Origin of the sequence: Psychromicrobium lacuslunae (assembly GCF_000950575.1) — a bacterium.
Taxonomy (GTDB): domain Bacteria; phylum Actinomycetota; class Actinomycetes; order Actinomycetales; family Micrococcaceae; genus Renibacterium; species Renibacterium lacuslunae.
In genome coordinates this window covers 162,405-185,680 of record NZ_CP011005.1, presented here as the reverse complement: position 1 = coordinate 185,680, position 23,276 = coordinate 162,405, and the positions used below count along the sequence as shown (strand labels likewise).

At 59.8% G+C, this 23,276-nt stretch carries 21 protein-coding genes; 11 read left to right on the top strand and 10 right to left on the bottom strand.

The features are described 5' to 3' along the window. The first annotated feature begins 51 nt into the window (after positions 1-51). Complete coding sequence (locus UM93_RS00845; protein WP_045073090.1) at positions 52-450, top strand: DUF779 domain-containing protein; 399 nt, start codon at positions 52-54, stop codon at positions 448-450. Between the two features lie 130 nt (positions 451-580). Further along, positions 581-2,362, top strand: a complete 1,782-nt coding sequence (locus UM93_RS00840) for an acetyl/propionyl/methylcrotonyl-CoA carboxylase subunit alpha (protein ID WP_045073088.1) — start codon at positions 581-583, stop codon at positions 2,360-2,362. A 156-nt stretch (positions 2,363-2,518) separates the two neighbouring features. Here UM93_RS00840 and UM93_RS00835 read toward each other — a convergent pair whose 3' ends face one another. Further along, the gene (locus tag UM93_RS00835) at positions 2,519-3,916 is read right to left on the bottom strand and encodes an MFS transporter (RefSeq protein ID WP_045073087.1); all 1,398 of its coding nucleotides are present in this window, start codon (positions 3,914-3,916) and stop codon (positions 2,519-2,521) included. Between the two features lie 280 nt (positions 3,917-4,196). Next, positions 4,197-5,612: an NAD(P)H-quinone dehydrogenase gene (locus tag UM93_RS00830; protein WP_045073085.1), complete on the bottom strand. Its 1,416-nt coding sequence runs from the start codon at positions 5,610-5,612 to the stop codon at positions 4,197-4,199. 80 nt (positions 5,613-5,692) lie between these two features. Here UM93_RS00830 and UM93_RS00825 point away from each other — a divergent pair, with 80 nt between their 5' ends. The 5 genes from UM93_RS00825 to UM93_RS00805 all read left to right on the top strand — a co-directional run bounded on the left by UM93_RS00825 (position 5,693) and on the right by UM93_RS00805 (position 10,950). Next, positions 5,693-6,499 carry a purine-nucleoside phosphorylase gene (locus UM93_RS00825; protein ID WP_422784945.1) on the top strand — a complete coding sequence of 269 codons (807 nt, stop codon included), beginning with the start codon at positions 5,693-5,695 and terminating at the stop codon, positions 6,497-6,499. A 35-nt stretch (positions 6,500-6,534) separates the two neighbouring features. Then, positions 6,535-8,343, top strand: coding sequence for a phospho-sugar mutase (locus tag UM93_RS00820; RefSeq protein WP_045073081.1), 1,809 nt, complete (start codon positions 6,535-6,537; stop codon positions 8,341-8,343). Between the two features lie 34 nt (positions 8,344-8,377). Further along, positions 8,378-9,052 carry a deoxyribose-phosphate aldolase gene (gene deoC, locus UM93_RS00815; RefSeq protein ID WP_045073080.1) on the top strand — a complete coding sequence of 225 codons (675 nt, stop codon included), beginning with the start codon at positions 8,378-8,380 and terminating at the stop codon, positions 9,050-9,052. A 31-nt stretch (positions 9,053-9,083) separates the two neighbouring features. After that, complete coding sequence (locus UM93_RS00810) at positions 9,084-9,338, top strand: hypothetical protein (RefSeq protein WP_324606741.1); 255 nt, start codon at positions 9,084-9,086, stop codon at positions 9,336-9,338. A 241-nt stretch (positions 9,339-9,579) separates the two neighbouring features. Continuing rightward, positions 9,580-10,950: an MFS transporter gene (locus tag UM93_RS00805; RefSeq protein ID WP_324606740.1), complete on the top strand. Its 1,371-nt coding sequence runs from the start codon at positions 9,580-9,582 to the stop codon at positions 10,948-10,950. Positions 10,951-10,952: 2 nt separating this feature from the next. Here the strand turns inward: UM93_RS00805 and UM93_RS00800 are convergent, their stop codons facing one another. Further along, entirely contained in the window at positions 10,953-11,831 is an 879-nt protein-coding gene (locus UM93_RS00800) for a LysR family transcriptional regulator (protein ID WP_234399347.1), read from the bottom strand. A gap of 113 nt (positions 11,832-11,944) precedes the next feature. Here UM93_RS00800 and mmsB point away from each other — a divergent pair, with 113 nt between their 5' ends. After that, on the top strand, positions 11,945-12,856 hold the full coding sequence (mmsB, locus tag UM93_RS00795) for a 3-hydroxyisobutyrate dehydrogenase (protein ID WP_045073076.1): 912 nt from the start codon (positions 11,945-11,947) through the stop codon (positions 12,854-12,856). Positions 12,857-12,872: 16 nt separating this feature from the next. On the opposite strand, the gene mfd is transcribed toward mmsB, so the two are convergent. Beyond that, a complete protein-coding gene (gene mfd, locus UM93_RS00790; protein ID WP_045073075.1) occupies positions 12,873-16,487 on the bottom strand; it encodes a transcription-repair coupling factor in 3,615 nt (1,204 codons plus the stop codon). A 374-nt stretch (positions 16,488-16,861) separates the two neighbouring features. On the opposite strand from mfd, the gene UM93_RS00785 reads away from it, so the two are divergent. The 3 genes from UM93_RS00785 (at position 16,862) to nhaA (ending at position 18,988) form a co-directional block, all read left to right on the top strand. Beyond that, on the top strand, positions 16,862-17,359 hold the full coding sequence (locus UM93_RS00785; protein WP_045073074.1) for a DUF2505 domain-containing protein: 498 nt from the start codon (positions 16,862-16,864) through the stop codon (positions 17,357-17,359). Next, a complete protein-coding gene (locus UM93_RS00780) occupies positions 17,356-17,580 on the top strand; it encodes an SCO4848 family membrane protein (protein WP_045073071.1) in 225 nt (74 codons plus the stop codon). The genes UM93_RS00785 and UM93_RS00780 overlap by 4 nt, the downstream gene beginning before the upstream one ends. Before the next feature lie 106 nt (positions 17,581-17,686). Then, a complete protein-coding gene (gene nhaA / locus UM93_RS00775; RefSeq protein WP_045076652.1) occupies positions 17,687-18,988 on the top strand; it encodes a Na+/H+ antiporter NhaA in 1,302 nt (433 codons plus the stop codon). Positions 18,989-19,004: 16 nt separating this feature from the next. On the opposite strand, the gene UM93_RS16945 is transcribed toward nhaA, so the two are convergent. From UM93_RS16945 to UM93_RS16940, 6 genes are read right to left on the bottom strand one after another with little or no spacing between them, the layout of a single operon-like run. Continuing rightward, positions 19,005-20,072: a signal peptidase I gene (locus UM93_RS16945; RefSeq protein ID WP_082056952.1), complete on the bottom strand. Its 1,068-nt coding sequence runs from the start codon at positions 20,070-20,072 to the stop codon at positions 19,005-19,007. Then, positions 20,069-20,659, bottom strand: coding sequence for a SipW-dependent-type signal peptide-containing protein (locus UM93_RS00765; protein ID WP_157874062.1), 591 nt, complete (start codon positions 20,657-20,659; stop codon positions 20,069-20,071). The genes UM93_RS16945 and UM93_RS00765 overlap by 4 nt, the downstream gene beginning before the upstream one ends. Next, positions 20,656-21,324, bottom strand: coding sequence for an LPXTG cell wall anchor domain-containing protein (locus UM93_RS00760; protein ID WP_045073069.1), 669 nt, complete (start codon positions 21,322-21,324; stop codon positions 20,656-20,658). The genes UM93_RS00765 and UM93_RS00760 overlap by 4 nt, the downstream gene beginning before the upstream one ends. Further along, on the bottom strand, positions 21,321-21,899 hold the full coding sequence (locus UM93_RS00755; RefSeq protein WP_082056951.1) for a signal peptidase I: 579 nt from the start codon (positions 21,897-21,899) through the stop codon (positions 21,321-21,323). The genes UM93_RS00760 and UM93_RS00755 overlap by 4 nt, the downstream gene beginning before the upstream one ends. Beyond that, on the bottom strand, positions 21,896-22,474 hold the full coding sequence (locus UM93_RS00750; protein ID WP_045073068.1) for a hypothetical protein: 579 nt from the start codon (positions 22,472-22,474) through the stop codon (positions 21,896-21,898). The genes UM93_RS00755 and UM93_RS00750 overlap by 4 nt, the downstream gene beginning before the upstream one ends. Before the next feature lie 15 nt (positions 22,475-22,489). Continuing rightward, positions 22,490-23,059 (bottom strand): alternate-type signal peptide domain-containing protein, encoded by a 570-nt coding sequence (locus UM93_RS16940; RefSeq protein WP_052663466.1) that lies wholly within the window; start codon positions 23,057-23,059, stop codon positions 22,490-22,492. Positions 23,060-23,276 lie beyond the last annotated feature (217 nt).

Below are 23,276 nucleotides of genomic sequence, written 5' to 3'. Positions count from 1 at the left end.
CAGCCGAGGCGTCGTCAAAACTGCGAGCGGAAACCCAGTGAGTAGGGCACAATGCCAGAACTAGCAGCCTCCATAACCATCGAGGGTGAGAGCCAATCCAGACTCGCGCTTAGCGAATCTGCCCAAGAATTGCTCGCCAACCTCTGGCAGCAGCATGGGCCGCTGATGTTTCATCAATCTGGCGGCTGCTGCGACGGCTCCTCACCAATGTGTTTCCCCGCAGGCGAATTCATTACCTCAGCCGCTGACGTACTGCTTGGTGTCTTTACCCTGCCCGAGGGGCCGTTGGAATTTTGGATGTCGAAGGAACAATTCAACTACTGGAGCCATACTCATCTGACAGTCGATGTGGTGAAAGGACGTGGCAGCGGCTTTTCACTCGAGGCCCCGGAGGGTGTCAGGTTCCTCATTCGTTCGAGACTGGTCGACGGCTTCCGGGCCGATGGTTGAACTCTTACCGCTCCGGTTTGTAGCTTCCCTACAATAAAATAAAGAAATACCCGCAGATTTGGCTGATGTCTCAGCGAAACCCTCACAAAAGCGCTAGGCTCCAAGCTGGAAAGATGTAGAAGGAGTCTAGGTGTCGAATCACAGCGTGCCAACCATTACCAAGGTACTCATTGCTAACCGCGGCGAGATTGCAGTTCGGGTCGCCCGTGCGGCACGCGACGAAGGCATCGCCTCGGTAGCCGTCTACGCCGAACCGGAACGTGAGGCGCTGCACGTCAGACTGGCCGATGAGGCCTGGGCTTTGGGCGGCCAAACCGCAGCCGAGTCTTACTTGGTGATGGACAAACTCCTTGAAGTAGCCGCGCAGTCTGGGGCTGACGCCGTGCACCCCGGTTATGGTTTTCTCTCCGAAAACGCTGAATTCGCACAGCGAGTCTTAGACGCCGGGCTGATCTGGATTGGTCCTTCCCCCGATGCCATTTCGAAACTGGGCGATAAAGTGCAGGCTCGGCACATTGCCGAAAAGGTTGGCGCACCCCTGGTGCCGGGTACCAAAGACCCGGTGCAGAGCACCCAAGAAGTGCTGGATTTCGCTGATCAGCACGGACTTCCGTTAGCCATTAAAGCCGCTTACGGTGGCGGCGGCCGCGGTATTAAAGTGGTCCGGGAGCGCGCCGAAATCGCCGAGGCCTACGAATCAGCGGTCCGTGAAGCAGTGGCCGCTTTCGGCCGCGGCGAGTGCTTCGTCGAGCGCTTCTTGGATTCACCCCGGCACGTTGAGACCCAGTGCTTGGCGGATGCGCACGGCAATGTCGTAGTGGTTTCCACCCGGGACTGCTCGCTGCAACGTCGTAATCAGAAACTCGTCGAAGAAGCTCCGGCCCCCTTCCTGAGTGAAGAACAGAACACTCGGCTTTACGAAGCCTCCAAGGCCATTCTTCGGGAGGCGAATTACCAGGGCGCTGGCACCTGCGAGTTCCTGGTGGGTCAGGACGGGGTGATCTCCTTCCTGGAGGTTAACACTCGTCTGCAGGTTGAGCACCCGGTTTCCGAGGAGGTCTCCGGCATTGATCTGGTGCGCGAGCAGTTCCGGCTGGCGCGCGGCGAGGAACTGGGCTATCAGGACCCCGAAATTCGGGGCCACTCCTTCGAGTTCCGCATCAACGGCGAGGACCCCGGCCGCAACTTCATGCCAGCCCCAGGCACCGTCGAAACGTTGAAACTTCCTACCGGTCCTGGGGTCCGGGTTGATTCCGGCATTGAGTCCGGAGAGGTGATTGGTGGCAATTTCGATTCAATGCTCGCCAAGCTCGTCGTCACCGGCGCCAGCCGGCAGCAAGCCCTGGAACGCTCGCGTCGCGCGCTCGCTGAGTTCGAGGTCACCGGGATGCCAACCGTGTTGCCTTTCCACCGCCTGGTAGTCAGCGATCCGGCCTTCACCGCAGAGCCATTCCGCGTGCACACTCGCTGGATCGAGACCGAGTTCGTCAACGATCTGCCTGCTTTTGCACCCGCTGCGGTCAGCGATGCCGAGGACGAGTCCGAGCGTCAGCGCGTCACCGTCGAAGTTGGCGGGAAACGACTTGAAGTGGTGCTGCCCGCCTCGCTCGCGGCGGCCGGGAGCAGAACTGCCCCAGCTAAGGGCAAGGGTAAGAAGCCGGGGCGTTCACGCAGTGCAGCCGCGACCGTGGCCGATGGCGATGCGCTCACCTCCCCGATGCAGGGCACCATCGTGAAAGTTGCAGTGGCGGACGGCGATCAGGTCGCCGAGGGCGATCTGATCGTGGTGCTGGAGGCGATGAAAATGGAGCAGCCGCTGACCGCTCACCGTTCCGGCACCATTAGCGGTCTGAGCGCAAAGCCCGGTGACACGGTGTCGGCCGGTGCTGTGATTGCCACCATCGACGAATAGGACGGCAGCCCCGACGGGCCTCGTCAAGCCTTAAACGCCGAGTGTGCAGATCTGCAGGTTATGAACGCTTCATAACCTGCAGATCTGCACACTCAATCTTTAACAAGGCTCTTCTTACCGGCTGCAGAGGCTGCCCGCCCCAGCATCCCGTTCGGCTTAGGAGCTGAGCTCCACCAGATCCTTATCCTTGGTTTCCTTGGAGAGGAACAACGCGATCAGCGTGAGCACCGCCATCGCGCTGAGATAGATGCCGACCAGCCAAGTGCTGCCGTGAGCGGCCTGCCAGAGTGCAACGGCGATGAACGGCGCCACCGCGGCACCCAGGATGCTGGAGACGTTGTAGCTGACCGCTGAGCCGGTGTAGCGGACATTAGTCGGGAAGAGTTCCGGCAGGAACGCTCCCATCGGCCCGAAGGTCAGCCCCATCAGAGTGAAGCCAATAATCAGCCAAGCCATCGCGCCAACGAATCCGCCAGCCACTAGGGGCACGAAGCATAGCCCGAAGACGAAAATCAGCGCGGTGATCACGATCAGGGACTTGCGGCGGCCGTATTTCTCCGCGAGCGGGCCAGCCACCAGGGTGAAAATACCGAAGAACACCACGCCGACAATAAGCATCAGCAGGAAGTCATTACGAGTGTAGCCAAGGCCCGGCACGAAGGCATCAATCGCGGCCTGAGTCATCGGCTTACCGGCTTTCACCGCAGCAGCCTTAGCATCATCAATGCTCGCCGCTGTGGTGCCGAAGGTCAGCGTGAAGGTGGTCATTAAGTAGAACAGCACGTAGGTCGCCAGCATGATGAAGGTGCCAAGGATCAGCTGCCACCAGCTGGTCCGGAAGACCCGACCGATCGGCAGTTTAGAAACTTCCCCCTGCTCGACGATCTTCTGGAAAGCCGGGGTCTCCACCAGCTTCAGCCGAACATAGAGGCCGATGATCACCATCACGGCGCTGGCCAGGAAGGGAATCCGCCAGCCCCATGAGCTGAAGGCCTCAGCGGAAAGCGTCAGATTGAGCACTAGGAACAACACATTGGCCAGAATGAAGCCAATCGGTGCCCCCAATTGAGGGAAGGTGCCATAGATCGCGCGCTTGTTCTTAGGCGCGTTCTCGGTGGCCAGCAGGGCGGCCCCGCTCCATTCTCCACCGAGCGCCAGACCCTGTGCGAACCGCATCACCACTAGCAGAGCGGGTGCCCAGAAGGTCCATCCAGCGACCTGTGCGGTGGGCAAACAGCCAATCAGGAAGGTGGCAATGCCCATCGTGAGCAGTGAAGCGATCAGGGTTCCCTTGCGACCGATCCGGTCGCCGAAATGGCCGAAGAGAATCGAGCCAATCGGCCGGGCAACGAATGCGACGCCGAAGACGGCGAAGGAGCTCAGCAGCTGGGTGACCCCGTCGGCATTGGGAAAGAAAAGCTTGGGGAAGACCAAAACCGCTGCGGTGGCGTAGACGTAGAAATCGTAAAACTCGATCGACGTGCCAACCAGACTGGCAATGATCACTCGCCCCCGGGTATTGGCCTTGGGAATAACGACATCGTTCACTGACATGTGCGAGCTTTCCACTAACGGCAGTCCAGCTGTGCCCCAACGACCGCTACTGCGGCTGCCTAATCCTCAATAGATTTAGTCATCGTAGTCCTGAGCAGCCCACAATCTTTCACTCTGTGGACGGCGAGTCCACAATGCGGACATCATCAGCCACCGTCGCTCTGGGCCTCCATCCAGCGCGAGTTCGCGGTTAAGTCTCGGATTCGCTAGTAATTTCTAGCGAATCCGAGACTTAACCGCGAACTCGGCGGTGACGAAGCGAAGGGCAGCCCCGCGAACGCTACATGTGGACGTGCAGGCGGCGGGCTGCTTCGGAGATTGAACCTGTTAGCGAAGGATAAACGGTGAAGGTCGAGGCAACGTCGTCTACGTGAAGCTTCTGCGTCACCGCGAGCGCGATCGGAAAGATCAGTTCGGAGGCATTAGCGCCCACCACAACGCCGCCGATCACTGTGCCGGAGCCCCGGCGCGCGATGATCTTCACGAAGCCATCGGTGGTGCCGCGCATCTTGGCGCGCGGATTGGTTTTGAGCGGAAGTTTGATCACATCACCTTGATAACGGTCGGCCAGCACATCCGCCTCCGAAACACCCACCGAGGCGATTTCGGGTGAAGTAAAGATATTTGATGCCACCTGCATCAGCTTGATCGGCCGCAGTCCGTCCCCAAGCAAATGAGCCATCGCAATCCGTCCCTGCATGGCGGCAACCGAAGCCAAGGCAAGTACCCCGGTGCAGTCACCGGCCGCATAGACGTTCGGCGCGGTGGTTCGGGAAACACCGTCGACTTTGATGTGCCCGGCTTCGGTGAGCGCCACCCCCGCATTTTCCAGCCCAATGCCTTCAGTGTTGGGAATCGAGCCGACACAGACCAGGCAGTGCGTACCGGTCACGGTGCGACCATCCGCGAGGGTGACCAGCACGCCATCGTCGGTGCGCACCACGGACTCCGCGCGGGAGCGGGAAAGCACAGTCATGCCGCGACGGGCGAAGACGTCTTCAAGTACTTGAGCTGCATCGGGGTCCTCGCCGGGAAGCACCTGATCTCGGGAGGAAATCAACGTCACCCGTGAACCCAGCCCGTCATAGGCTGAGGCGAACTCCGCACCGGTGACGCCCGAGCCGACCACGATCAGCTCCCGTGGCAACTCGGTCAGCGAATAAATTTGCGCCCAATTCAGAATTCGTTCGCCGTCAGGTTTAGCGGAGGGCAGTTCGCGCGGATGCGCGCCCACCGCGAGCAAGATGGCATCGGCGGTGACAATTTCGACCCCGTTGTCGCTAGTCACCTCAATAGTGTGATTATCGAGCAGCTTGCCCTGGCCGATCAGGATCCGCACCCCTGAAGTTTCCAAGCCAGCTTTGATATCAGCAGATTGCTCCTGAGCGAGCCGCATCAACCGATCATTGACTTCTTTCATATCGGCTCGCATCAGCGGGACGCAGTCACCGCCGTCAACGTCGAAGCGCACCCCCAAATCGCTTGCCCCGGCAAAACGATTCATCACATCGGCGGTGGCAATCAAAGTTTTCGAAGGCACTACGTCGGTGAGCACCGCGGAACCGCCCAAACCCGCGCGCTCAATGATCGTTACCTTGGCACCGAGAGCGGCCGCCACGGTTGCCGCCTCGTAACCGCCAGGGCCACCACCAAGAATTGCCAGGGAGGGAATTTGCAAATCAGTTTGGATGCTCACAGTGCACTATTCTCGCGCATTCAGGAGCCTGCTCCAAGCTCAGGGTGTGCCAAGGCTGATCCTGCCGGTATGTTATGACGGTGAGTAATTTTCAGGAAGCTTTCGACGCCGCAGCTGCGGCAGCCCAGTACATTGCCGAACACACCGGGGTGCAGAATCATGATGTTGCCCTGGTTTTGGGCTCTGGCTGGGGCGCAGCAGCCGATTTGATCGGTGAAACCACTGCCACATTGGACGCAAGCGATGTGCCTGGCTTCTCGGCACCTGCGGTGGCGGGACATGTCGGGACCATTCGGTCCGTGCTGACCAAAGAGGGCAAGCGTGCCCTGGTGTTGGGAGCCCGCACTCACTATTACGAGGGCAAAGGAGTGCGCGCCGTGGTACACGGGGTGCGCACCGCGGCAGCGACCGGGGCGAAGACCCTAGTCCTGACGAATGGCTGCGGCGGCCTCAACCCGCAGTGGGCTCCAGGCACACCGGTGTTGATCAGCGATCACATTAACTTGACCGCCACCTCGCCGCTTGAGGGCGCCACTTTTGTCGACCTCACCGATCTGTACTCAAGCCGCTTGCGCGACCTTGCCCGCGAAGTCGACCCCACCCTGGATGAGGGGATCTACGCCCAGTTCACCGGCCCACACTATGAAACACCGGCCGAGGTGCAGTACGCCAAGACCATCGGCGCCAGCCTGGTAGGCATGTCCACCGCGCTGGAAGCGATTGCCGCCCGGCACGCCGGAATGGAGGTCTTCGGTATCTCGCTGGTGACTAACCTGGCGGCAGGGATCTCCGAAACCGCGCTCAGTCACCAAGAAGTGATTGAAGCCGGCGAGGCAGCCGGACCGCGAATCTCCGCACTGCTCGCCGCTATTATTAGTAAGCTCTGATTCGCCTCAAAAGTAAATCCGGATAGGTTTGAACCATGACTGCCGTTGACGCCCAGTTACTCGCCCGCGCCCAGGAATGGGCGAATGCAGACCCCGACCCGGCAACCGCCGCGGAATTGCGTGCCCTGCTCGAGGCAGTCCAATCAGCGCAAGATCCCAGTATCACTGCTCAGGCGGTGCAGGAGTTGCAGGACGCTTTCGCCGGTACCTTGCAATTCGGCACCGCTGGACTGCGCGCAGCCCTGGGGGCCGGACCAAACCGGATGAATCGTGTCGTGGTGCGCCGTGCGGCAGCCGGCCTTGCAGCGTTCTTGCTCGCACAGGCCAGCGAAGCAGCTGAGCCCTATCGGCCACGTGCTGTGGTCGGCTTCGACGCCCGGCACAATTCAGATATTTTTGCCCAGGAAACCGCTGCTATTTTTACCGCTGCCGGCATCGAAACCTTCCTGATGCCTTCCGCGCTGCCGACCCCGTTGCTGGCCTTTGCGGTGCGTGCGCTGGGTTGTGAGGGCGGCGTGATGGTGACCGCGAGCCACAATCCGCCCCAGGACAACGGCTATAAGGTCTACCTAGGCGGCCGAGCCGTCGACGAGTCAGGCCGCGGCTCACAAATTGTGGCACCCTACGATGCGCTGATTGCGCAGCAGATCGACGCTGTTGGCCCGCTGGATTCGATTGAGCTGGCCCCGAGCGGTTGGCAAACCGTGGCGAGCGAAATAATCGCCGCCTATGCTCAGGGCCTGCTAGAACTGCTCAAGCCAGAGCAATTCCCGGCCCGTGAACTGAAAATCGTGCTCACACCGATGCATGGGGTAGGCGGCGAAACAGCCGAGCAAGTACTCCGGTCAGCTGGCTTTAACGATGTCAGCCAGGTCAGCGCGCAGGCCGCACCAGACCCTGACTTCCCCACCGTCGCATTCCCGAATCCAGAGGAACCCGGGGCCTTGGACCTCGCCTTGCAGACGGCGGAACAGCTCGGCGCGGATATCGTGCTGGCGAATGACCCCGATGCGGACCGAGCCGCAGTGGCCGCGGTCGACCCGAGCAGTGGACAATGGCGGATGCTCCGGGGTGACGAAGTGGGTGCCCTATTGGGCGCTCATTTAGTCGCTCGTAGCGCCGCCACTCCGGCTCATCCAGCCGCTCCAGCTCATCCGGATAGCCCTGCCCTTCCGGCCGCTGAAGGCGAAACCGCAGTTCCGCGCGGCGTCTTCGCCAACTCAATTGTCTCCTCCCGGCTGCTGGCCCGAATTGCCGCCGCTAACGATTTTGAACATCACCAAACCCTCACCGGCTTCAAATGGATTTCCCGGGTGCCCGGGCTGAGTTATGGCTATGAAGAAGCTCTAGGCTACTGTGTCGCACCGTCCCTGGTTCGCGATAAGGACGGAATTTCCGCTGCACTGTTGATTGCTGAGCTCGCGGCCGACGCCAAGGCTCAGGGTCGCACCATCTTCGACGCGCTCGACGATTTGGCGTTACGGCACGGGCTGCACGCCTCGGACCAGTTGAGTGTTCGGGTCGCCGATCTGGGCTTGCTGAGCGCCATGATGAATCGACTACGGGAGCATCCACCGCAGAGTTTCGGCGGCTCGGCGGTCGATGCCGCAATCGACTTGGCGGCCGGGAGCGAAAGCCTCCCTCCCACCGATGGCCTGCTCTACTTGACTAAGAACTCCAGCCGGGTGATCATTCGACCGAGCGGCACTGAGCCCAAACTCAAGTGCTATCTAGAAGTCATCGTGCCGGTTGATTCGGCAGCCGATTTGCCAGCGGCTAAACGCGCCGCCCGGGCCGAATTAGACAGCGTGCTAGACGATGTACGCGAAGCACTCGGTCTCTAGCTCCAAGCTCACGAAAACCTGAGAGAATAACCACATGACTGAAAACCTAGCCAGCTACATTGATCACACGCTGCTGAAGCCGGAAGCCTCCCGAGAAGATGTGCTCAAAGTCTGCGCCGAGGCCATCGAATATGGCTTCAAGTCGGTCTGTGTTAATCCGATCTGGGTCAAGACCGTACACAATGCACTGCGCGACTCCCCGGTGTTGAGCTGTTCGGTGATCGGTTTCCCGCTCGGTGCCACCCCCACCGATGTGAAGGTTTTCGAAGCCCGCGGCGCCACCCTGGACGGTGTCGATGAGGTCGATATGGTGATTAATATCGCCGCCGCACGAGCCGGCGATAAAGGCGCCTTGGTCGACGATATTGCCGCTATCGCCGAAGCCGTGCACGCCGGTGGAGCGATTCTCAAAGTGATTATCGAAACCTCACTGCTCAATGATGAGCAAAAAGTACTCGCCTGCGAAGCCGCCGTCGAAGCCGGTGCAGACTTCGTGAAAACTTCCACCGGCTTCAACGGTGGCGGTGCAACAGTGGAAGATGTCGCTTTAATGCGTTCAGTGGTCGGGCCCGAGATCGGCGTCAAAGCCTCCGGTGGAGTGCGCAGCCGTGAGGACGCCGAAGCAATGATCGCAGCTGGGGCCAGCCGAATTGGCGCTAGCTCCGGGATTGCGATCGTGACCGGCAGCACCGGCAGCAGCTCGTATTAGAATTATGATGAACCGACTTCAGGAGGAAGCCTTGTCCACCAACGAACCAGAACGCGAAAACAATCTCTTTACCTCGATTGTGCTGTTCGTGGTCTTTCTCGTCCTCTTCCTCGGCGGCATCTACGCCTTCTCCTGGGGAAGCCTGAACAACGTCTGGCCATTCGCGATTGGGATCGGCTTGTTCTTCCTCTCCTTCTGGATTCCGCAAACCTTCATGGGCCGCTCGGACAGCTCGCGTCGCGCCATGGTGCGTTCGCGCACCCGGAAACCGTCCGGCGAGTTCTAAGCGATTCGAACAGCAGCCTGGGTCATCCGCAAAGGTATGACCCAGGCTTTTTCATTGCCTAAGTGGCCCTCACTCCAGTTCCCGGCGGCCGAGTAGACATTTTTGCACCATAGACATGCAGAAAACTCGCTTGTTGTGCGCGGAACGAAACTGAATACTCCTAAACTAGAAAAGTGTTCTAGATCACAGTTGACAGGGTGCTGCGTTGGGGCGGCCTCCTGACACTACGAGGAGGTAGTCAGTGGCGAACAGCAATCAGCTCGCACCGGAGGGTAATACCGCAATAACTCAGCCAAGTGGCCTCAAGCGAGTGGTGCTGGCATCAATGGCCGGCACCGTGGTCGAATGGTACGAATTTTTCCTCTACGCCACGGCTGCCACCCTGGTTTTCAGTAAAATCTTCTTCCCCGATACCGGCAATGTCCTGGATGGCATTATCAAAGCCTTCCTGACCTATGCCGTTGGTTTCGTTGCCCGGCCAATTGGCGGCGTCGTTTTTGGTCACTTTGGTGATAAGTATGGCCGGAAGAAGCTGCTGCAATTCGCCATTATTCTGGTCGGCGTCACCACCTTTCTGATGGGTTGCCTACCCACCTTCGGGCAGGTGGGCTACCTAGCCCCCATCCTGCTAGTGGTATTGCGCTTCTTCCAGGGCTTCGCCGTGGGCGGTGAATGGGGTGGCGCGGTGCTACTGGTTGCCGAGCATTCCCCCGATAAGCAGCGCGGTTTCTGGGCCAGTTGGCCACAAGCCGCAGTTCCGATGGGGAACATTCTGGCTACCTTGGTGCTGCTCATCCTCTCCGGCACGCTCAGTCAAGAAGCATTCCTCTCCTGGGGCTGGCGGATTGGTTTCTGGCTTTCGGTAGTGATCGTGGCGGTGGGTTATTACATCCGCTCCCGGATCACCGATGCACCGATCTTCCAGGAAGCCCGCAAAGAACTCGAACAGAACCAGAAGGCCGGCTACGGCGTCTTCCAGGTTTTCCGGCTCTACCCACGCGGCGTATTCACCGCGATGGGGCTACGGGTTGGTGAGAATATCCTCTACTACATGGTGGTCACCTTCTCGATCACCTACCTGAGTTCGCAGCTCAAGATGGTCACCTCGACGATTCTTATCCTGCTGCTCGGGGCACACGTACTCCACTTCATCGTGGTGCCGATCGTGGGTCGCTTCACCGACCGGATTGGTCGGCGTCCGCTCTACGCGCTAGGTGCCGGGCTGATGATTGTCTGGGGGTTCATCTGCTTCCCTCTGTTCAATACCAAGAACGACTGGATTATCCTGCTGACCGTTTGCCTAGGACTGATGGTGCATGCGCTGATGTATGCCGGCCAACCGGCGATTATGGCGGAAATGTTCCCGACCAGGATGCGCTATTCGGGTGTCTCGCTGGGCTATCAGGTGACTTCGATTGTGGCTGGCTCACTGGCCCCGGTGATCGCCACCTGGCTGCTGAGCATTTACGGCAACTGGGTGCCGATCTCGATTTATATGGCAATCGCCGCGGTGATTACGCTCATCGCGGTCTATTTCCTGCGGGAGACCAAGGGCAGTTCACTGCACGCTTTGGACGAGGCAGACCGGCAACGCCTGCGCGGAACCGCCTAGCGCTAAGCGAGGGACTGCAGGGTGCGTAGCGCGGCCGCCACTACGGGGCTGCGCATCGCCTCCTGGCGGATTACCACCCAGTACGAGAGCGGGTGGCAGTAGTCCTCGGCCAGTAGCCTGAGAAGCCCGCTGCGCTGCTCGGCCAAGAAGGTCGGCAACAGGCCGATGCCGGCCCCCGCCTCGGTAGCGGCGACATGCGCGAACACGCTGGTTGAGTCGATGCCGCGCCGGCATTGAGGCAGTTCCTCGGTCGCCCGATCAAGATCGTCGATCTGCAGTGCGGATTCAATATAGAAGTTAATCCGGTGATCGGCCAATTCGGCAATACTCTTTGGCTCGCCGTAGCGGTCCAAATATTCGGCCGTGGCGTAGAGACCGAGCGCATAGTCCATCAGATGCAAGGCGGTCGCCTTGTGCACCGAGGGTTTCCCCACCACTACCTCAAGGTCAACTCCTGAACGGTTTTGTCGAACCCTTTGGGTTGCACTGATCAGCTCAACGCTCAGCCCCGGATGTTCGGCTTGCAGCAGGCTTAGCGCCGGAGCGGCAAACTCGGTGGAGAAGGCATCCGGTGCCGCGACCCTGACCACACCCTTCATCTCCACCCCATTGCTGTTTCGTTCCAGCGAAGCGAGCGCGCCCTCCACTTGTTCAGCCGCCTGCATGGCTTGACGCCCTAGGGAGGTGACTTCCCAACCCGCCGGCGTCCGGCTCAGCACCCGGCCGCCCATTGCCTTCTCCAGGGCTCTAATCCGACGGGACACCGTTGAGTGATTGACTCCGAGTGCTTCTCCGGCAGCGTTATAGCGACCGAGCCGGGCAACCGCCAGGAAGGTCATTAGTGCTTCCAGGTGGCGGTGTGAATCCACGAATTCTCTCATCCGATCATTGTGCATTAATGCACAAATCGCTTGCAATAATGCCGCAATTGCGTGCGTTGATTACCAGCTACACCGTCCCTAGAGTGGTTTACACCACATCGAGGAGGCTTCTAATGACGAACTACGGCTGGATCGGCTTAGGAAATATGGGCGGGCCGATGACCGCAAATCTGGCCAAAGCAGGTCATCAGGTGCGCGGCTTCGACCTGAATCCGGAAGCCAGTGCGGCAGCGGCTGCAAGCGGTGTGCAGATCGTCGACAGCATCGCGGAGGCGGTGGCCGGGGCCGAGGTGATTTTTACCATGCTGCCCAAGGGCGAACATGTCAGAAGTGTTTTTGACGGCCCGGACGGGATCTGGGCCAATGCCGCACAGAGCAGCCTGCTTGCCGACAGCTCAACGGTGGATATTGAGACCTCGCAATTCTGCCATCAACGTTCGACTGACCTCGGCTTCCACTTCGTGGATTCACCGGTTTCCGGCGGAATCAGCGGAGCCGCCGCGGGCACCCTTGCTTTTATGCTGGGCGGAGAGCCCGAGGACACCGAGCGCGTGCGCGACTATGTGGCGCCGATGTCCGGCAAGACGATTGTGGCCGGTGCGGCTACCGCCGGTATTGCGGCGAAAATTTGCAATAATATGATGCTCTTCATTGACTTGATGGCTGCCTCCGAAGGTTCCCAGCTGGCTGAGCACCTCGGTCTGGATCCGCAGGTGTTCTGGGAGATCGCTTCGGTTTCCTCGGCACGCTCCTGGGCGCAGCAGACCTGGTATCCGGCTCCAGGCGTCGTACCGACCGCAGCGGCCAATAATAATTTCGACGCCACCTTCCGGGTCGACCTGGCCCGCAAAGACGTCGGTCTTGCCTTGCAAGCGGGCCTCAGCACCGGCGTCAAGCTTCCAGCCGCCGAGCTGGTCAGCGCACAGCTCGATGAGCTCATCAACGAAGGGCTCGGAGATAAGGACTGCTCACTGATCGTTAAACATGCCTCCCCGGACGGTACCGTGCGGGGTTATACGCCGTAGGAATAGTTGGTCCGATTCAGGCCTCGGGTCCGTCGCTAAAGATCGCTGTCAGTACCTGCTCGGCCCAGCCGAGAATCTCACCATCCACCAGATCACGACCACCGATCCGCGCCGTCTTGGGTTTGGGAATGAGGATTTGCGAGAGCGCAGGTTTCACCAGCGAACCGGGGTAAAGCCGCTTGAGCCGCATCGCCTTGGACTCCGGTAGATCCGCCGGTGTGAACTTCACGAAGTTACCCTGCACCGCCACATCGCTCAGGCCCAGCTCCCGAGCAGCGACCCGGAAGCGGGCCACCGCGACCAGGTTGTTCACCGCGAGCGGCGGCTCACCATAGCGGTCAACGAGCTCTTCGAGCACCTCGTCAATTGCTTCTGAATTCTGCGCGGAGGCGAGCTTTCGGTAAGCCTCCAACCTGAGTCGATCCCCCGGCACATAGTCGTGCGGCAGATGTGCATTGACCGGCAGCTCGATTTTCATCTCCGCTGCCTTGTCTTCGGACTCACCTCGGAAGTTAGCTACTGCCTCGCCGACCAGCCGAATATACAAGTCGAAGCCGACCCCGGCGATGTGGCCGGACTGCTCGCCGCCGAGCAGATTGCCCGCACCGCGGATTTCCAGATCTTTCAGAGCTAGCTGCATACCAGCACCGAGTTCATTATGCGCCGCCACCGCCTTGAGTCGTTCCAAGGCCACCTCGCCAAGCGGCTTTTCCGCCGGGTAGAGGAAGTAGGCGTAGGCGCGTTCCCGGCCACGTCCCACCCGGCCACGAAGCTGATGCAGTTGAGAGAGGCCGTACTTATCCGCGCCGTCCACAATCAGCGTATTTGCATTGGAAATGTCCAAGCCGGTCTCAATAATGGTGGTGCAGACTAAGACGTCGAAACGCTTCTCCCAGAAGTCCACAATGATCTGTTCAAGTCGAGATTCGCTCATCTGACCATGTGCCACCGCGATCCGCGCTTCCGGCACCAGTTGCTGCACGTGCGCAGCAATTCGCTCAATCGAGGACACCCGGTTATGCACAAAGAAGACCTGACCTTCGCGCATCAGCTCGCGCCTGATCGCCGCCGACGTTTGCTTATCGGTGTACGGCCCGACGTAGGTGAGCACCGGGTGCCGTTCCTCCGGTGGGGTGGCCAGCGTGGAGGTCTCGCGGATACCGGTCAACGACATTTCCAAGGTCCGCGGGATCGGCGTCGCACTCATCGCCAGCACATCGACATTGGTGCGCATCTTCTTGAGCTGTTCCTTGTGCTCCACACCAAAGCGCTGTTCCTCATCGACAATCACCAAGCCCAGATCCTTGAAATGGAAATCTTTGGAGAGCAGCCGGTGGGTGCCGATCACCAGGTCTACCGAGCCATTAGCCACCCCTTCTGCGGTCTCTTTCGCCTCCTTGCCAGTTTGGAAGCGGGAAAGCGGTTTGACCCGCACTGGGAAGCCGGAGAACCGTTCCGAAAAGGTTTCGTAGTGCTGCTGTGCGAGCAGGGTGGTCGGCACCAGCACGGCGACCTGCTTGCCGTCCTGGATGGCTTTGAACGCGGCCCGGACCGCGATTTCTGTCTTGCCGTAGCCGACGTCGCCGGAAACCAGCCGATCCATCGGGATCTCCCGTTCCATATCGGCTTTGACCTCATTGATGGTGGTCAGCTGATCCGGCGTTTCAATGTAAGGGAAGGCTTCCTCAAGCTCCCGCTGCCAGGGTGTATCCGGGGCGAAGGCGTGCCCCTTAGAGGCCATCCGAGCGGAGTACAGCCTGATCAACTCACCGGCAATCTCCTTGACCGCCCGGCGTGCCTTGTTCTTCGTCGAGGCCCAGTCCGAGCCACCCATTTTGCTCAGCGCCGGGGTGTCACCGCCGACGTAAGCGGTGATCTGATCCAACTGGTCGGTCGGCACGAAAAGCTTGTCACCGGGCGCGCCACGCTTCGCCGGTGCGTATTCCAGTACCAGGTACTCGCGGTTCCCATCGGTACCCGCTACCCGGCGCTGGATCAGTTCAACAAAACGGCCGATACCGTGTTGTTCGTGCACCACGTAGTCGCCAGCCCGCAGCTGAAGTGGATCGACAGCATTGCGTCGCTTGGACGGCATTTTCCGCATGTCTTTCGTGCCGGAAGCCGAGGAACGGCCCAATAGATCAGCTTCGGTGAGCAGACCCAGTTTGAGTTCGTCAAACACGAAACCATGCCCGACGGCGGCGGTGGTCACCTCGATAATGCCCGGCTCGGGCGCGGCATCCAGGGTTTCCACCCGGCTCGCCGGAATATCGGCGTCGTGGAATAGTTCGGCGAGGCGCTGCGCCGGACCGGGACCGTCGGTGGCCACCACCACGCGCCATTGATCGCGAACCCTGGAGCCGATGAATTCGAGCATCTCGGCCACATTGCCTTGATAGCCGCGGGGTTCCCGCGCGGGAATGCTGAGCACGTCCAGCTCAGGGTTCAACTCCTGGTCGGTGCCTAGCGCTGAGACTGACCACCAGCTCAGTCCAGATCGCAGAGCCGCGGTGCGGGTTTCGGCCAGCGAAGCAAAACTTGCACTAGAAAGCTGCTGATTCAGTGCACCGACATCCAGCGGGGCGGCACCGCCTTCGGAGGCCGAAGACCAAGCAGCTTCCAGGAACTCCTCATTGGTGGCCTCCAAGTCGTGGGCCCGGCCGCGCACCCGCTCCGGTTCGAGCACCACGGCAATCGACCCCGGCGGCAGCTCGGAGACCACCGGCACCATGGCATCGACCAAGATTGGCGTGAGAGATTCCATCCCTTCCACCGCGATGCCCCCGGCGATTTTCTCCAGCATAGAAGCCGCGGCGGGGAACTGATCTTTGAGCTTCGCTGCCCTGGATTGCACCTCAGGAGTGATCAGCAGTTCCCGGCAAGGCGGCGCATAAAGCCGCTCCGGATGGGTAATGGTGCCACTCAGTGAAGTCAGCGAGCGCTGATCGGCGACCGCGAACCAACGCATTGAATCGACCTCGTCGCCGAAGAACTCGACCCGGATTGGGTGGCTCTCAGTGGCCGGGAAAACGTCGATGATGCCGCCGCGAACTGCGAATTCACCACGATGGGTGACCATATCGACCCGTGCGTAGGCGGCAGCCGCCAACCGCTGAACTACCTCGTCAAAAGCGATCAGCTGTCCCACAGTGAGTTCCACTGGTTCTAGATCGCCCAGTCCGGCGACAATGGGCTGCACTACGGCCCGGATCGGCGCGACCACGACGCGCAATTCGCCCTGCCCGGCGGCACCGTGTTTGAGCCTGCGCAACACCGCAAGACGGCGACCCACAGTGTCCGAACGCGGCGAAAGGCGCTCGTGCGGCAAGGTCTCCCAGCTCGGGAAGTCAATCACCGAGTCGGCAGGCAAGTAGGCGCGGAGCGCTTCGGTCAGGTCTTCGCTCTCTCTGGAAGTAGCGGTAATCGCCAGCACCACGCTGGAGCGGTCGGTCGGTGCTACCGCGGTTGCCATGCCCTCGGCAATCTCGGCTAGCAGTGGCGCACGCAAGCCATTCGGGGCACCAATTTGTAGATCTTCGCTGCGCTGGGCATGCGGCTGCTCAGCTTGTTGACGCACCCGGGTAACGCTCGAATCATCACGCAGTGACGCGCGCAAACCATTCAGACCCATCAAAACACCTCAAACAGAGCGACGACGAACAAGGAATCGCGACCAGCCAGCAGAACCGGCGGGCGTGATCGAAACAGTGCAATAGAACAAACAATCAGTGCAGCCAAACAGTGCAAAAACGACAGCACAAAAACCCGAAATTCCTAAGAATCCCGGGGGTACTTAGATCTTATCAACCCGCACCGACACTCTCCCAGCCGCAGCCGTTCCTTCGCACTGGTTCACATTCCTCCTCCTCGCCCCTCCGCCGTGTCGAGTGTCGAGTTATGGGGTCTAAAACACGGGTTTAAGCCCCAGAACTCGACACTCATCGGGAGGTGTTGCTCTGGAGAACGTAGAATGGTGGGGAGAAAAGATCCCCTTGAAGGAGCACTATGGCTTTGTCCACGTCCGCGTCCCTGCCCGCATCGGTCGAACGCATTGTTGAACTATTCAGCAGCGAAGACTTCGTTCGTCAGGTAAGTGAGGCAGCCGGCGGCACGCTGGAGTCCTACACGGTGACCGGAGATACCTCAGGAGCTTTCAGCACGGTGGCGGTCCGTTCGATGCCGACCGATCGGCTGCCTGATCTGGCCCGCAAGTTCGTGGGCGCCCAGTTGAATTTGCAGCAGCAAGAACATTGGTCAGCACCGGCCGCCGACGGTTCTCGGGAAGTGCAGATCAGCGCGAAGATCTCTGGCGCCCCGGTGGAAGCCAAGGCTGTACAACGCATTGTGGCCGAGGGTGAAAGTACCCGGATCGACCTGGAAGGATCGGTCACCTCGAGCATCCCGCTGTTCGGCAATAAGATCGTCCAGGCAGCCGAACCAGCCCTCGGCAAGGCGCTGAATCTTCAGGTCAGCGAAGCCCGCAAAGTACTCGAATCAGCATGAGCCTGCCACCGCTATTGAGCTGGGTCCTGATTATTGCTGGCGTCTGGTCGCTGCTAGTCTGGCCACCATTTCTGCGTAGGGTGCTCAAGGATCCGCGAGCCAAAGACGAATCCGGTAAGTACACTCGCTTCCTGATGGTGCACTTCATGTTGGTGAGTATTTCGATGATTCTCGGGCTCGCCACCGCGGTGATTGGGGTGCGCTCGCTGATCGGCGGCTAGGAAACAACCGCTGCCGGCGGGTAAAATAGAAAGTAAAGTGGTAAGTGGTGTGCCGGGAAGTCTGGTCGGCGTTGTTTTAGCAACCCAGATTCCAGTCAGGACCAGCATGATCATTACTCGCCCCGTACAGCGCATCCTGCGCCGCACCAGCCACCCCGAATATCTGCGCATTAGCGCTATTTTGCGCAAAGAAACGGTGGGTGGCGCGCTGCTCTTGGCGGCTACTGTGGTCGCACTGATCTGGGCGAACTCGGCCGGTTCGGCAAGCTACTTCTCGCTCCGTGAAACGTCAATCGGCGTTGACTTCCTGGGCCTCAAACTGAGCTTGGGCTCCTGGGCTGCCGATGGCTTGCTAGCGATCTTCTTCTTCGTTGCCGGGCTGGAACTCAAGCGCGAGTTCGTCGCCGGGGATCTGCGCCGCTTTGACCGCGCTATCGTGCCGATCGCGGCGGCAATTGGCGGCGTAGCGGTGCCAGCCATCATCTATACCTTGGTCAACCTCACGGCTGGACCAGAAGTGCTGCATGGCTGGGCGATCCCCACCGCCACAGACATCGCCTTCGCGCTGGCTGTACTGGCAGTGATTGGAAGTCATTTACCGTCCGCGCTACGTACCTTTCTGCTGACCCTGGCGGTGGTCGATGACCTGATCGCTATTGCGATCATTGCGATTTTTTACCCACACGGCTTAGAACCCCAGTATCTGGCGCTGGCTCTGATTCCACTGGGCTTGTTCACCTGGTTGGTGCAAAAGCGGGTGCGCAGCTGGTATTTACTGCTGCCGCTGGCCATTATCACCTGGGTCTTGATCCACGCCTCGGGTGTGCATGCCACGGTGGCCGGTGTGCTGCTCGCTTTCGCGGTTCCGGTGCTGCGCCGGGATCGTAATCCGGATAACGGTCCCGGCCTAGCGGAGCATTTTGAACATCGCTTCCGCCCGCTCTCCACCGGCGTCGCGGTGCCAATTTTTGCTTTCTTCTCGGCCGGAGTTGCCATTGGGGGCTGGTCCGGTCTGAGTTCCGCGCTGGGCGACTCGGTGACTATCGGCATCGTACTCGGCCTAGTACTCGGCAAGATGATAGGCATTTTCGCCGCCACCTTTATTGTCACCAAAACTACTCGGGCAAGCCTTGACGAAGGACTATCGTGGATTGATGTGCTTGGGCTGGCAATTTTGGCGGGCATCGGTTTCACTGTGTCGCTGCTGATCAGCGAACTCGCCTTCGGCGTCGAATCAGCTCACAACGATCATGCCAAGATCGCGATTTTGAGCGCCTCACTGATCGCTGCGCTGATCGCCACCGTGGTGCTCAGAATCCGAAACAGGCAGTACCGTCGAATCGCTGAGCTTGAGGCCCGAGACGATGACGGTGATGGCGTGCCCGATGTGTTCGCCAACAAGGACTAACAGGTATCAGCAGGTATCAACAAGTAAAGGATGCGATCACCACGGTGATGCTGTAGCCAATCGTTCTGCTGGCCACCGGGCTGACCCAGTTTGTACCCGAAATAATGGTGTCAACGTCCACATTGAGTCGGCCACTGCCCAGGCCTAAGCCACCGAGCAATGATCCTTGGAAGGTGTAACTGGTCGCGCTACCCAGTAGCACGGTGCCATTGATTAGCCCGCTGTAGCGGAGCCTAAACTGGGCACCGCTGGGTAAGGTGGCGGCGTTCCAGCTGACCTGCGCGGTAGAGGGTATCCCGCTCGCCGCGCAATTAGGCGGGTTGGGCGTCGGTTGTGGCAGGGTGGCGGAGCTGAAGGTGCCCGAGGCCGCAGCGGCGGTGTCCTGGAAGCTCGCCATGGTGTCCCTGACTCCCCCGGCGGCTAAGCCGGTGGCCAGTAAGGCACCAGCCACTAGTAAAGACAGCGCCCGACCGAGCCGTTGCCCGGCTGGTTTGTCGGCACTTTCATCGGCTTCGCTGCCCGGTGGACTATCCGAGGGCTCGATCAGAGTCGTTGGCTCAACCGGCTCCTCAGCCGCTTTCCGCCGAGTCGGGCGGAAAGCCAGGGTGAGCAGCACGCCCACTAGGAGACCGCCCAAGAAGATCACCCATGGGCTCTGCAGCCAAGCCACCAAGTAGCCAATACCGGGGACCGAGAACAACACCCTGTCCACTTTGCTGACCTGATAGCTCTGCAAATCGGGCTGCGGATTAGCGTCGCCCTTGAGGGTGAGCATCGCCTCGTTGGGGTTCAGTGATTGCACCGCGACAACCCGGTGGGTAACCCGCTCCCCGTCCGAGTTCTGCACGCTCACCACGTCCCCGCTGTGCACCTCATGCACCGGAACATTTTGGGCTATCGCCAGAGCTCCAGTATCAATTGCCGGAGCCATTGAACCGGAACGGAAAATAACCGGTGACAGACCAAAGAAGACCGCACCAATGGCGGCCAGCACACAGACCAAGCCGACCAGGGCGCCCAGAGTGAGACCTATTTCGCGGAGCCAGTGCTGCCAATTCTTCGCTGCTGGTTTCTGGGTCATCATGGCACCTGCGTCGCGGTAAAGGAGAGCGTCACGGTGCCATTTTGGCCTTGCAGCGCATTCGCTGTCGAGGCGTCGAGCCAGGCTAAGACGCAGAGTGGATCAGTGGCAGCAGCATTTAGCGTACGCGAGGCGGTGGCTGTGCCGCCGACCTTGCCGGAATACAGTGAACCAGCGGTGCCCTGTAGGGCGGCACTACAGCTCGAGGTGGCGTAAATCGCGATATTCAGACCGGTAGCTGCAGTCGCCAGGGTTCCCGAACCGCTCACCGCAATCTGGTAACCAAACGCCGTATTGCCGCTGTTCTTAGGAGTAAGAGCCTTTGCTATCGCGGTTCCATTGGGCACCATTCCGGTGCCGGTAAAGTCGCTGAACGCGAAATTAACTCCAATTCCAACAGCACCATCCGCCCCCGAGCTGGCCTGTCGTAAGGTCAGATCGAAAGTACCGGCGGTCAGCGTACCGGAGGTAGCCGTCGCTGAGTCTTGCCAGGCGGCGAGCGTACCGACCGCCCCTAGCCCCAGCACGGTGCCCAAGCAGAGGATCAGCCGTATCTTGAACCACCGCGAGCGCCCTTTGAACATGGTCATTGCAGTTCCCCCGGGATCATCGCTGCCCGATCTCGACGCCGCCGGGTGGCCAGCACCGCAAACCAACCGCCGACGAAGCAAGCGAAAGCTAGCAGCAGCGGCAACATGACTATCCCGGTGTTAGGTAGCTCAGGTTTCTGCGGCGGCACCGGGTGGTTGTCCCCAGCTGTACCGGCGAGAATTAATTGCAGATCAACCGGAACCGAACGCAGTTCGGTGTCATTCGCCGCAGCAACAGCCAAGCTGATCGTGAGGGTCAGTTTCTGGGTACCGCTCACCGGCAGATCGGCTAATAAATTGGCCGAGTTCGAAGCGGTTCGGCTGGCCGTCCAAACGGTGCCGTTGCTCGCGCTGACGCTCAGGCTGAGTAAATCGCGCTGAAACAGCTCGCCCAAGGTTGTCGAGCCGAGCTTCACTGAAAGCTGGGCAGCTGAAGGGCCTGAATTCCGTGCCCAGAACTCAGTTTTCAGTGAGCCTCCAGGCACCAACTTTTGTTGCGGATCGAAAAGTGGCGCGGCAATTGACTGTGCCCAGCGATTGCCGTCCTTGCTCAACTCAAGTTCGCCAGCGGCCTGCGCCGTGTTGGCGAACCCCAGCGTTAGAACGGCTACCATCACGAGCGCGAGCGAGAAGCGGCGGCGCATTGCAGTGAAAAATGTTGTCATTTTCGCACCCCTCGCCGCCTCTCCAAATAAGCGCTGACCAGCATAAACGCGGCATAACCAAGCAAACCCGCGACCGCTATCCAGAGCAGCCAAATATGTGCCTCACCGCTAATCGCGGTATTGAGATAACCGACCAGCGGCAGCGAGTACCAAAGCTTGCCTCGAATCTGCACTGGTCGAACGCTTTGCTCATCGGGGGCGTTATTGGCGTCGCCCTGAGTGATGAAGCGGAGCTGCCCATCGGTGCTCGCGGTCACTGCAATCACTCGGTGCGTCACCACAGCCGGTTCGCCGGATTTGATCTGATAAGTGACAATGTCGCCTATGGCCAGCTCAGCCGGGTCGATCGGTTTCACCACCGCCAAGGTGCCCGGCGGCAAGCCCGGTTCCATTGATCCGGTCAGCACCGTATAACTCTGGGCGCCACCGATTCGAGGGACCACAATAGTGGCAAGCACGGCAGCTAGTACCAATAATAAGAGCAACCAGGACAGGATCTGTCCGGCCCAATGCCACTGGCTTTTCTGCCTCCGCACTCGGCGGGCGGTCGGCTGGCTCTGCTGCACGACGCTCATCGGATTTGATCCGCTCGCCAGTTGAAGGTGAGCGCCAGCTGTCCGGCCGCAACCGTCACCGTGGCGCTGCTAGGCAAAGTAATCCGCAAACAGAGCACCATGCTGGTGCTGGGCAGTAAGTTCTGAACCGCGGAGAACGTGGCACTCGAGGAAACCGCGCCGTTGTAAAGCTGAGTGCCCGAGGCCGCTGCCCCATTGACCGGGCAAGCTGCGGTGTTTGCCACCGCGATAATGCTGATTTGCAGTGCACTCTGCAGCGCTACTGAAGCCGTGCCGACGGCATTACCGGTAATACCGGCCAGACCATAGGCGAACTTCGCTGTGCCAGCATTCCGAACGGTCAGCGGGGCCTGCGCGGAACCACCCGGCACCAAGGCGCTGGCGGTCAATGAGCTGAGCACCGTGTTTTTGACCTGGGTACTGGCATCACCATTGAGAATTATTAATGTACCGGTGCCCACCGTGCCGGCATTGATGGTCGCATTCGAGCGCCACAACGCGGCCGTACCGGCCCCACCCAAGAGGATGAAGGCCAGCACGACCGCTAAGGACGCGAAAATGAACCTCCGGCGCATGAACTAGGCACCCGCCTATGGACGGATCTGCTCCAGCTTGAGCGCCAGACCGTTCAGATTAGCCGTTTGATTCTCGATGGTTTCATCATCGGTGCCCGAAGCATTGGTTCCCTTAGCAAAGGCGACGGTGATACCGACGTTGAAGCTGTAGCTACCAGGTGCGGTGAAGGACAGCACGCCAGCATTATTTGTGATCCCGGCGGGCAGCCCGGAGGGTGCCACGGTGACCGTCACATAGGGTTGCCAGGCAGCCGGGATAGCCGCGGTAACAGTTGATTGATCAATGGTCAGCTGACCTTTGAGGTTCTGCCCATCAGCCAGAATTGTGACCCCTTGGGTGAACTGAATGGTGTCACCGGGGACGATTTTAAAGACCGCCGGGTCGATGGTCGGCGCACCGCTGACGTCCGAGGAAATGTCCTTCCAGGTGCCAGCCGCACCCAGAGTCAGCTTAAGCTGACCGGTCTGCACAGTGCCCGCATTGACTGTCTTGCTGTCCTGCCATAGTGCATAGGTTCCTGCGCCGCCGAGCAATAACAGCCCGGCGATGCCGGCAGAAATACCGGCTTTTGCTACTTTATTCATTTTCCTGTCCTCACCGTGTTCTGCTCAACGAAGCATCTCTTTGAAGATACCTCCACGCTGGAAAAGAAACTATGGGTTTGGGCAACTTTGTTTCAGAAATGAAATTCGTGACTGAAACGTCCGGTCCAAAATCAGGAAAACTCAATTTTAAGGTCGAATTTCACAGCTCTATACAAGGCTACATAAAGCCTTCAGTCAGCCAGTTACCCGATGCCTA